Genomic DNA, 9590 nt, shown 5'->3' on the forward strand with positions numbered 1-9590 from the left:
TACTCATTACTAATTACTTCCTTACTCATTACTAATTACTTCCTTACTCATTACTAATTACTTCCTTACTCATTACTTCCTTACTTCCTTACTCATTACTTCCTTACTTCCTTACTCATTACTTCCTTACTTCAAAACTCATTACTTCAAAACTCATTACTCATTATTCATCCACCAGTAACATTAGGTAAAGATGCAAGATCTGAGTTATGATTAGGTTCAAAAGTAATAAATAAATCAGCTAATTAGTACAGGAGAAGCTAAGTAGGTGACAAACACAGAATGGATAGAGACTAAATCTGAAAATAACTTAAGTGAATCTCAAGAACAAGAGGACTTATTTGACTACTTCTATGATGATCCAGGTTCTTTACCAGGAACTTTAAGTATTGAAGCTGATGCTCAACCTCCCGAAATTACTCTTATAGATTATACACCTCAAAAAGCAATTAGAGTTAATAATCTAATGCCAGAAGCTTGTATACCATATTTAGAAAAAGAATCAGTCTCTTGGTTCGATATTGCAGGATTAGGGAATGAGACACAATGGCGAGAAATAGCCAAAATTTTTAATTTACACCCCCTATTATTAGAAGATTTAGTTAATGTACCCCAACGTCCCAAGGTAGAAGATTATAATAATCAAATCTTGATTATTACTCAAATGGTGTTACCTAAGCGCAAAGGAAAAGGATTTTGGATTGAACAAGTTAGTTTTGTCCTAGGAAAAAACTATTTACTTACAGTACAAGAAGAGTCTAACAAAGATTGTTTTGAACATGTACGTAATCGCATTCGCTATGGTAAAGGTAGTATTCGTGACCAAGATGTAGGATATTTAACTTATGCTCTGTGGGATGCAATTATTGATGGTTATTTCCCCGTTTTAGAAGCCTGTGAAGATCAAATAGAAGAAATAGAAGCAGAAGTTCTCAAAAATCCTGGCGGAGAGACACTTAAGTCTATGTATAAAACCAAAAGACAATTATTGGCATTGCGACGTGCAATTTGGCCTCAGCGCAATGCGCTATATAGTCTACTCAGAGACGAAAACCCTCTTTTTAGTAAAGAAGTACAAGTATATCTCCGGGATTGTTACGATCACATTATAGAAATTATCGATATTATTGAGATTTATAGAGAGTTAGTTGCCAGTTTACTAGATGTATATATGTCAGTAGTGAGCAACAAGATGAACGAAATTATGAAGATACTAACGGTAATTTCGACCATTTTTATTCCCTTGACTTTTATTGCGGGAGTTTACGGCATGAACTTTGAGTATATGCCAGAATTAACCTGGCGGTGGAGTTATTTTGTCTGTCTATTAGTGATGTTGGCGATCGCCTGTTTTCTCGTTTATTTCTTTTGGCGACGAGGTTGGTTTAAGAATGTCTCTAACTTGAAAGTCAAATAAACTAAATTCCCCAACTACGACGCCAACTGAAGAATTTCTTAAGTAAGCCTTGTAGGCGATGATTTTGAGCGTATTTTTCCTTAGTGAGACTCAAAGCCGCCTTACTATTCACCTCCGATAGAGTAGGATAAATATGAATACCAGACAAAGCGGAAACCTTGAGACCTTGAGACATAGCTAAGACAATTTCGTGTATTAATTCCCCAGCGCTACTGCCTACTAAATGGGCACCTAAAATTTCGCCGTTACCACGAGTAATAATCTTACCAAATCCTATAGTAGCGGCTTCTGCTTGGGCGCGATCTACATCACTAAAGTCTTGTTTGAGAACGTATACATCTTTACCATAGCGCTTTATCGCTTGTTCTTCTGTTAATCCCACTCTAGCTAATTCTGGATCTGTAAAAGTTGCCCAGGGAATCACTCGATAGTCTACTTTACTTATGGGCAGAATTAAGGCATTTTTGATCACCACACTGGCTTCATGAGAAGCAACATGAGTAAATTGATAGCCACCAATTACATCTCCACAGGCATAAATTCTAGAATTACTGGTTTGCAACTTTTGATTAACTTTTACTCCCTGTCTGTCGTAATCTACTTCAGCCGCTTCTAGATTGAGAGATTCTACATTAGGACTTCTGCCTGTAGAAACCAAAATCTCATCTACGCTAATTTGATGATCTGCTGCTGTAATTACTTTTTTGCCATCAATTAGTTCTACTTTTTCAGCACGAGTATTATGATGAATAGTAATTCCTTCGGTCTGGAATTGTTTTTCCACCACTGCCGCAGCCTCTGGGTCTTCTTTGGGAAGAATTTGAGGGCGGGAGTTAATGATGGTAACTTGACTACCCAGGCGAGAAAAAGCTTGTCCTAACTCACAGCCGATTGGACCACCGCCAATAATTCCTAGAGAATCTGGACGCTGTTGTAGAGAAAAGACCTGTTCATTAGTAAGATATCCCGCCTCTTCTAAGCCATCTATAGGGGGGATACTAGGTCTAGATCCTGTAGAAATTACAAAAGCCCTCGCTTTTAGTTCTCTTCCGTTAACCACAAAAGTATTTTTATTGGTAAATTTACCAGAACCAAAAATAACCTCAACTCCCATACCTTCAAATCTTTCGGGAGAATCATGGGGTTCAATGTTTTTAATTACTTTGTGAACATGACCCATTGCTTCAGTAAATTTAATCTCTTTTAGTTCATTATAAATACCAAAGCGATCGCTATTTTTTACTTGATAAGCAACTCTAGAGGCGTGGAGTAATGATTTACTTGGTACACAACCATACCACAAGCAATCTCCCCCAAGGCGATGTTTTTCTACTAAAGCAACTTTAGCATTTAGTATTGCTGAAGCTCCAGCTACTACTAACCCCCCAGAACCTCCCCCAATAACTACCAGGTCATATTCTACACTCATAATTATCTATTCCCCCTTAGTTATGATTTTTTACTCTATATAGGTACAATTAAAACTCAAGAATCTGAATTTGCGCTGAGAGGCAGTTTAAATTTCACTAATGTTAAATAAAGCTAAAAAACCATCTAACTATCGATTACTGATTCCTTATTTGCGTCCGCAACTACCTACACTGGTCCAAGCTATGACTTGTACTCTACTATTTACTTTATTTTGGCCTATTTTAGCTTGGTTTGCGGGAGCTATGGCTAAATATATCGGACTAGGTGATTTAGGTGCCTTGGCCAAATTAGCAGGGGTAGCTATGGTAGTTTTTCTCCTACGAGGCATTGTACAATATGGTCAAGATTCTTTGATGGCTAAAGCAGCTCTGAAAATTGCCAGAAATTTGCGTATAGATGTTTACTCTCACCTCCATCGTCTCAGTCTTGATTACTTCGCCGTTAATAAAACTGGAGATTTAGCTTATAGACTTACGGAAGATATAGACCGCATTGGGGAAGTAATTAATAAAATATTTTCTCGCTTCATTCCTTCGATTTTGCAACTATTAGTTGTCTTTGGCTATATGTTTTATCTTAACTGGCAATTAACTATTGCTGTGATTATTGTGGCACCATTGATGGCTGTACTAATTGCTGTATTTGGAGAAAGATTACTAAAATTTTCCCGCACTAGTCAAGCGCGTATCTCCAATCTCTCAGCTTTGTTAATTGAAGTTTTCTCAGGAATGCGCCTAATTCAAGCTTTTAACGCTCAAGACTACGAAATAGCTCGTTTTGAACACGAAGCCGAACAAAATCGCCGCATTAAACACTTAACGGAAAAACTCAAGGCTTTTCAATTTGTGGTGGTGGGTTTTCTAGAGGCAATGAGTGTGATTTTTTTATTTTGTCTCGGAGGTTGGCAAGTCTCAGCTACAGATTTTACTGGGAGTGATTTTGTTAGCTATGTGGCAGCAGTAGCTTTACTTATTGACCCTATTAATATTACCACAGGCAATTATAATGATTTTAAACAGGCGGAAGCCTCAGTAGATCGCATCTTTGAATTAACGGCAATTACCCCTCAAGTTTTAGACACCTCCATAGCTCAAACTCTCCAGGATGTTAGTGGTAAGGTAGAATATGATCAAGTTTATTTTTCCTATAATCATCACAAACCAGTTATCAATAATCTTAGCTTTATTGTTCAACCAGGAGAAATGATCGCTTTAGTAGGCTCTTCTGGTGCAGGAAAAACTACTTTAATTAATCTTTTATTAGGCTTTTATCGTCCAGATAGGGGTAAAATTCTTATAGATGGAGTAGATATTACTCAAGTTACTCTCAAGAGTTTACGCCAACATACTGCTGTGGTGCCCCAAGAAATGATTCTCTTTTCAGGTACTATTAGTGAAAATATAGCCTTTGGACAATCTGAATTTAATTTAGAAGCAGTTAAAACCGCAGCTAAAATTGCTAACGCCGATGAATTTATTACTCAACTAGATTCTGGTTATCAAACTATAGTAGGGGAAAGAGGTGTTAACTTATCTGGGGGGCAATGTCAAAGAATCGCGATCGCCCGAGCTGTATTTCGCCAACCCAAGATACTAATATTAGATGAGGCTACCTCTGCTTTAGACTCCGAATCTGAAAGTTTAGTACAACAGGCTTTAGAAAGAGTTACCCAAAAGCGTACTGTTTTTGTCATTGCCCATCGTCTTGCTACTGTGCGTAAAGCCAATCGTATTTTTGTCTTAGAAAAAGGAAGAATTATTGAAGCAGGCACCCATCAGGAATTATTAGAAAAAAATGGTCGCTATGCTAGTTTCCACGCTCAACAATTTTCCTAGAATTGGTTGTGGGTTTTTGATAGAGGAATTTGTCGCTCTAATATTAGTTTCTAAGTTAGGAGAAGTAGTAAATACTTCTCCCAATTTTTGTTAAACTCTCAAAATTTAGACAAAGACAAAATCACTAGCAGTCAAATTGTCAGCTTGAGTATCAAGTAATACAGCTAAATCTTGTTCAAAAGCAGAAACTACAGTATTACCTTCAACTTGAGTTAAAGCTAAATCGCCAAATTCTAAATCAGTATTAGCAAAACCAAGTTTATCTGAATCGATGGTAAAATCAGTAATGGTATTTGCCCCTAAAGGTAAATCAATAGTGTCAGTTACTAGCCAGAATTGGTCAGCACCCTCTCCGCCAGTAATCACATTATTACCACCACCAGAACCAAGGAATAGTATATCATCCCCTGAAGCAGCAACGATGCGATGATCAGTACCAGCAAAGAGCAAGTCATCTCCACTACCAAGGTCGATACGAGCATCCGTGCCACCTGGTGCAAAGGTAATATCTACAACGTCATTTCCAGAACCAGTAAAGAGAATTTGATTATCCCCGGCAAATTGGCTATCATCAGGAACTGCACTATCGAAATAATCATCGTCAGCAGTTCCAAAGACCAAAGTGGGAAGAGAACTCGAAGTTTCCGTCAAATTCAGCCCTATTTTGACCATTTTGTGGTCAGAAGTAGGATAGTCAACGAACTCTGTAAATGGATCATTGTTAAGTGGCCAGATAACCTCCTGTTCAACTAGCTCAAAACCAGAAGTTGATGGTAGAGCGTAGTCCACACGGACATTGCCGCGACCTGGTTCTGACAAGGAGTAGTCCACTGTATCGAAAGCTGGGTTGCCAATTTGTGGGTTTTCTGGGGTAGCGTCATCATCTTCAACCCCACCTTTGCTGGCTGGTGTGATGCTTTCATCAGTAGCAGATCCGATAATTAGAGGATCATCAAGTAGCTGGCTGGCCGCTCCGGGAAGGGCAGCTCCATCAAAGGGATCAGCATTGAGGTCACCAGCAATAATAAAGGAGGCCCCCTCCTCTAAGCCACCAGTAACTCCCTCATCATCATACATGTAGCTCTCGCCGTTAATATAGTCAGACCAGAAGCGCACCTCATCAAAGTTACGACCTTCATTTTGACCAGGTGAGCTTGAGTATGTGGCTGGTGTGGGGTGGGAACCGAGAATATGAATAATCTCGCCTTTGACTTCTACTGGGATATCAATGTGGTTCTTCGAGGATAGACGCAGTACGTTATACTCTTCCTCAGAAAAATAGCTGGTATTGGGGTTTTCGGGATCCATTGGGTCAAAGGGACGCTCAGGATCGTAAAGTGGTCTTACACCTGGTGTAATTTCTGAAAGCTTGTTGTCTGGCATATCTTTCCAGAGAAACTCCTGGAATGTGCGAATATCTTCCTCCAAAACAGGATACATGGAGTAAATAGCCATAGAATACTGACCAGGGTAGCGCCCAAAGCCAAAAGCATCATTAGGCTGCGGCACAAACTCTTCTTCAGAAGGTGCTGTACCCCCAATTAATCCTGTCTCAGGGTCAATTTCACCAACTATGCCATCATTATTTAAGTCGAAACCTGAGGGGACTCCAGTGTTTGAGCTGAAAACATAAACATAAGGATAATCGATTCCCGACTGTCCGCTTTGCCCTACAGCGAGATACTCGTCATTAAATGACTGGGCTGAACTGAGGATATCTCCATCAGCCTCAACTTCATCAAAGTCAATTTCGTTTAACAGCAGAATATCAGGACGTTCTGTTTGAATAACATAGGCAAGATTTTCTGCCACTTCGTAGTCACCACTATCGAGGCGATTTAAAAGGTTATCCCGTTCTGTACCATCTGGATTGTTACCAGGTGCATCTAAATCTCCTGGTCCGCCATCTTCGGGATCAGCAGGGGAAGATAACATGGAGTTATAGGCAGCAAAAGTAAGATCTGGTACAGCCTTAGTTGTATCTTCTAGTTCTACAGCGAAGGCCATAAACTGGTTTGATTGGGTTTCCGAGAAGTTGTCGTCAGAGACTATGAATAAACTTTGACGACCATCCTCTAACTCTGGACCGAAGGTTAATCCTTCCACATTATCAATGACAACCGGGTTACCATCAGCATCCGTCAAGGTTGATAAATCCAGCAAAAATCGCTTGTCTACTGAGCTATAAGATAAATCATCGAGGCTATCTTCCTCTATCACGTTGGTTGCCCCGGCAGTGCTCACTTCATAGAGAAAACCACCATGACCAGTACCTGTTTGATTGTCTCCTACAGCAAAGTTTCGCTCTAAGGCAAGCATGGTACCTTCGTTGTCCAGTGCAAGTAAGGCTGTAATGCCGTTAACTTGGAACGCATCTTCGGGGTCTGGTTGTGCCGGGTTGGGATAGTTCTGGTATACAAACTCAGCTACAGCCTCACCAGTTTCTAGATCCCACTCTACAATTCGGCTAGGGCTTCCAGATGTGGGAGAAGATAAGGGACCATCCTGAAGAAGGGCGTTCTCGAAGCCTGAGTAGAAGGTTGTTCCATCTGGAGTAATTGTACCCGCTTCTGCTGCCGCATTATTGGCGATTCCAGTTTCCCCTTGGGGATCGGCATCGAACTTGCCATCGAAAGCAATCTCTCCAATCTGTATATCGCTTTCTGCATCAAAAACTAGTACTGAAGGGTTCACGAATTTCTCACCGTTGGCAAATCCTTCGTTGGTTACTAGGTAGAGACCATCGCCAATCTGTGTTAGTTCTTCAGGATCAATGCTACCATCGGCTAAAGGTTGATTTTCACTATCTACAAGAAACTCCACTGACAGAGGAGTTACGTCACCATCGTCAAGGGTACCGTCAGACAGGTCAATGTCGAAGGTGTAGTAACGGTAGTTAACTTGATCGTCGGAGATAGCGTAATAAATTTCTTCCTCTGGGATATACTGGATGCTTGACAAACCCCCTAAAACAGTTCCCTCAAATGTAGTCCCAGAAGCTAGGCTAACACTACCAAGGAACTCAAGAGAGGTAATACTTTTAGCGTTATCAGAATTATTGAGGTCATTCATAATGAATTTTTCTAAAGAGGAGGGTATTTTTTTCCAATTAATTATTTTGTCACACCAAGGTTAAATTCTGGTTATGATTAGGTTAAGGTTTGCTATCACATCAGACCTCAATACTGCGTAGGTTTTGAATCAAACATATTTATTTTGAGAAAGCAGGGAGCACCGGAGCAGGGAGCAGGGAGAGGGGTTTTTGGCTTTGTAATTAATCTCCTTTCAACCTTACTCTAATCAATAATTTTCTCTTAACAAAAGCAGTATTGCATCAGACCTCAGATCTTGCATCTCTACCTAATGTTACTGGTGGTGGTTGAGTAATGAGTAATGAGTAATGAGTAATTAGTAATGATTAATGAGTTCGGAAAATTAAAAAACCATGGCTAACATTTTTGCTTTACTGATTGGTATCGATTTTTATCTCCCCAATCCCTACTATCAAAACCTACAAGGGGCCGTTCGAGACATTGATCGGGTCGCATCATCAACAAGTGACCTTGGATGGAGGGTTAGCCCAAGCTTTAAGCAAAGGAACTAGATTTGCTATTTATCCTCTTGGCAGTAATTACGATGATTACCAGCAACGTCTAGCTGTAGTAAAAGTGGAAACTCTACAAGCTTCTACTGCTACTGCCAAAATTCTCCCGGTAGAAATTGGCGGTGTTACTCCTACTCTAGAAAACATTGAGCCGGGATTACCAGCAATTTTAGAATCAGCGCCTTTAGAACTTAAACAGCGAGTGCGTTTATTCTATAAAGAAATAGGTGAGAAAGAATACCAACTCCCTCAAGTCTTGGCTGAAAAACAAAACACAGCTTTACAAAAAATACACGAAGCAATACAAAATAGTGGTTGGGCTAAATACACCAGGGCTGATTCGTTCTTGACAAAGAAAATGGTGAGGAGAAGGTGGGAGCAGGGGGCACCGGAGCAGGGATAGGGGATTTTTTGCTAATAATAAATCTACATTCCGCTTTATAGATTTGAAGTTAATTAAATGCTTCTATTCTTTTTTTCTCTAACAAATTGTTTAAAATCGTCTAAAGTTGGTTCAGTCAGCTCATATTTTTGCTTAGTGTAGTCTCCGTACCCTGCTTCAAATTGTTGTAGAAAACGTAGCATTCCTACAACCCCTAAAGAATCAATTAATGCTTTGTAACCCTGCTGTCTAATTTCCGTATTTTTCATCTGTTCTCTCCTGTAAAATATTCATTAACCAAACAACGGGATTTTCAACTTTAATGGTAATCAAATCATTATGTTTTTTAGCTTTTTTTAAGAGTCTATCATCGCTCGTTAAAAAAATATCAATATTATATACTTGAGCAAAAGCTAGATGTAAAGCATCATAAAGTTTAAATCCTAAGTTAACTAAGTTTAACGACAATGATTCTATTACTTCATTTGTATTTAAATAATTAGTGGCGATATCAAGAATAACTTCTAGTTGCTCTCTTTTATATATGTCTGAAATTTTGCTTATCTCAAATTGTATAGCATCACTGTTTACTAGTGTCCATTGTTGATTTTCACATTTTTCTAAAATCATTTGCATTGCTTCCGCTTCTATTTTAACTCTAGACTGTTGTAAATCATCCAGTGGTCTACATAAACAACAAATATCAGCATAAATTACATAGTTTTTGTTCATCTTTCCACTTGAGAATAGAAGTCAACCCCAGTACTAGGTAATCTATATTACCATCCCTGGGAATAATTAAAAGTTCCTCAAAATTATAACCTACATTCCGCACTTCAAGAATTGAAGTATTTTATAATTTTTATATATCCCTAATAAACTAAGTACAATTACTTAAAAACAGTCAAGACCAAAATTTGA

The 9590-nt window shown here is 39.0% G+C and carries 7 protein-coding genes; 3 read left to right on the forward strand and 4 right to left on the reverse strand.

Going from position 1 to position 9590, the window contains the following annotated elements:
• Positions 1-268 precede the first annotated feature (268 nt).
• Entirely contained in the window at positions 269-1417 is a 1149-nt protein-coding gene (corA, locus tag MW688_RS04330) for a magnesium/cobalt transporter CorA (RefSeq protein WP_486734689.1), read from the forward strand.
• A gap of 1 nt (position 1418) precedes the next feature.
• On the opposite strand, the gene MW688_RS04335 is transcribed toward corA, so the two are convergent.
• Complete coding sequence (locus MW688_RS04335; protein ID WP_486734690.1) at positions 1419-2846, reverse strand: dihydrolipoyl dehydrogenase family protein; 1428 nt, start codon at positions 2844-2846, stop codon at positions 1419-1421.
• A gap of 100 nt (positions 2847-2946) precedes the next feature.
• Between MW688_RS04335 and MW688_RS04340 the strand changes: the two genes are divergently transcribed.
• A complete protein-coding gene (locus tag MW688_RS04340) occupies positions 2947-4683 on the forward strand; it encodes an ABC transporter ATP-binding protein (RefSeq protein ID WP_486734691.1) in 1737 nt (578 codons plus the stop codon).
• Between the two features lie 105 nt (positions 4684-4788).
• On the opposite strand, the gene MW688_RS04345 is transcribed toward MW688_RS04340, so the two are convergent.
• Positions 4789-7755 carry an esterase-like activity of phytase family protein gene (locus tag MW688_RS04345; RefSeq protein WP_486734692.1) on the reverse strand — a complete coding sequence of 989 codons (2967 nt, stop codon included), beginning with the start codon at positions 7753-7755 and terminating at the stop codon, positions 4789-4791.
• A gap of 491 nt (positions 7756-8246) precedes the next feature.
• On the opposite strand from MW688_RS04345, the gene MW688_RS04350 reads away from it, so the two are divergent.
• Positions 8247-8690 (forward strand): hypothetical protein, encoded by a 444-nt coding sequence (locus tag MW688_RS04350; protein ID WP_486734693.1) that lies wholly within the window; start codon positions 8247-8249, stop codon positions 8688-8690.
• A gap of 53 nt (positions 8691-8743) precedes the next feature.
• Here MW688_RS04350 and MW688_RS04355 read toward each other — a convergent pair whose 3' ends face one another.
• Together MW688_RS04355 and MW688_RS04360 are read right to left on the reverse strand one after the other, a co-directional pair.
• Complete coding sequence (locus tag MW688_RS04355) at positions 8744-8938, reverse strand: hypothetical protein (RefSeq protein ID WP_486734694.1); 195 nt, start codon at positions 8936-8938, stop codon at positions 8744-8746.
• Complete coding sequence (locus MW688_RS04360) at positions 8919-9401, reverse strand: PIN domain-containing protein (protein ID WP_486734695.1); 483 nt, start codon at positions 9399-9401, stop codon at positions 8919-8921. Before MW688_RS04360 ends, MW688_RS04355 begins: the two co-directional genes overlap by 20 nt.
• Positions 9402-9590: the final 189 nt, after the last annotated feature.

The organism is Johannesbaptistia floridana, from assembly GCF_057440575.1.

Coding starts and splice junctions, on each gene's coding strand:
- MW688_RS04340 (WP_486734691.1), top strand. CDS start 2,947: ATGTTAAATAAAGCTAAAAAACCATCTAACTATCGATTACTGATTCCT.
- MW688_RS04355 (WP_486734694.1), bottom strand. CDS start 8,938: ATGAAAAATACGGAAATTAGACAGCAGGGTTACAAAGCATTAATTGAT.
- MW688_RS04345 (WP_486734692.1), bottom strand. CDS start 7,755: ATGAATGACCTCAATAATTCTGATAACGCTAAAAGTATTACCTCTCTT.
- MW688_RS04335 (WP_486734690.1), bottom strand. CDS start 2,846: ATGAGTGTAGAATATGACCTGGTAGTTATTGGGGGAGGTTCTGGGGGG.
- MW688_RS04360 (WP_486734695.1), bottom strand. CDS start 9,401: ATGAACAAAAACTATGTAATTTATGCTGATATTTGTTGTTTATGTAGA.